We start from the raw sequence: 1364 nt of genomic DNA on the forward strand, positions 1-1364 counted from the left end.
AAGAAAATGATAACAAACTTCATTGTTTAAGTTTATTATATGCTCTTTTAGAAAAATTCGGTGATGATGATAGTAAGAAAAAATTTAAGGAGGTATTCTCTATGACTGAAATAGGAAAAATGATACGTGAAGAAGGATTGCAAGAAGGTCTACAAAAAGGCCTACAAGAAGGCCTTCAAAAAGGTCTACAAGAAGGTCTACAAAAAGGCCTACAAGAAGGATTGCAAGAGGGACTACAAGAAGGGAAAATTGAAGGTAAATATGAAATATTAACAGCATTGTTAATAAAGAAATTCAAGAAGATTCCAAACGAATACCTAAAAAAAATTAAGACTTTACCTCCAAACATAATTGATATAATAGCTTTAGAAATTTTCGATATGCAAGATATTAAAGATCTAGAAAAGTACCTTTAATGTTCAAGTTTTCTTATAAAATAGTAAACCTTATACAGTGAATAGAAAGTGTAAACTCGTTTTGCTAAAGCAAAAACTTCAATCTCCCACCTATAAAAGTGGGAGTCTTATAAAATCGATAAAGAATATTGTTACTATTCTCTTTTCTCTATTATTGTTTTCTCTTATTGCACAATTCCCTAATATCTTCTACGCTTAGTCCTGTAGCTTTTGATACCATATTCTCATCTATACCCATGTCTAATAAGTTTTTTGCAGTTTTAATGACTCCTTCCTTAATTCCTTCCTTGATTCCTTCTTCTCTTCCCTTCTCCTCAGCAGCATTAATCTCAGCATTTCTTACCATCATCGCTTTTAAATCATTTTCATATATTTCTCTTTCTTCCTTATTTAAGCTCATTATATCTAGCCTCTCAGCTGCTTTTTTTATTTCCTCATTCTGTGCTAATTCTTTAGGCACACTATCCTTATCAAATTCATACGCTTTTGTTAAAAATGCTGCCCATCTATCTAGCGTTGTCTTTATTTCACTAAAATCTTTCTTGAATTTTGGAAGTTCTATAAAATGCAGTTCAAATAAATTACTAAATGACTTTTTGCTCTTTACATTGTATATTTTGTAGACATTATGATATTCTTCTTCATTTAAATATTCAAAATCCAATATATTTATGCCTATAGTTTTCTTCAACAAATTAAATTCATATCCACTTTCTATTTGGTCTGAATATACCTTCGCCCAGTAATACAAAGCTCTCTTGTCATAAAAGCTCTGCTCTGCAATCTGCATTTCTATATCATACCATACTCCTTTTTCATCTACTGCCTTTATATCAAGTATGCTCATCTTACCTTGCCTGTAATTTGCTAAGTTATAAGGGTTTTTTAACTCTATATCCACTATTTGCTCATCTTCACTCAACACTGAATTTATAAATGATATCAAAA

The 1364-nt window shown here is 30.4% G+C and carries 2 protein-coding genes; one reads left to right on the forward strand and one right to left on the reverse strand.

The features are described 5' to 3' along the window. The coding region (locus CLTEP_RS15520) for a DUF4351 domain-containing protein (RefSeq protein WP_153016358.1) at positions 1-416 on the forward strand (416 nt) is incomplete at its 5' end. 151 nt (positions 417-567) lie between these two features. Here the strand turns inward: CLTEP_RS15520 and CLTEP_RS13955 are convergent. Then, positions 568-1364 (reverse strand): Rpn family recombination-promoting nuclease/putative transposase (locus CLTEP_RS13955; RefSeq protein ID WP_084365019.1); only part of this gene is annotated, 797 nt, incomplete at its 5' end.

The organism is Clostridium tepidiprofundi DSM 19306 (assembly GCF_001594005.1).
GTDB lineage: Bacteria > Bacillota > Clostridia > Clostridiales > Clostridiaceae > Clostridium_AC > Clostridium_AC tepidiprofundi.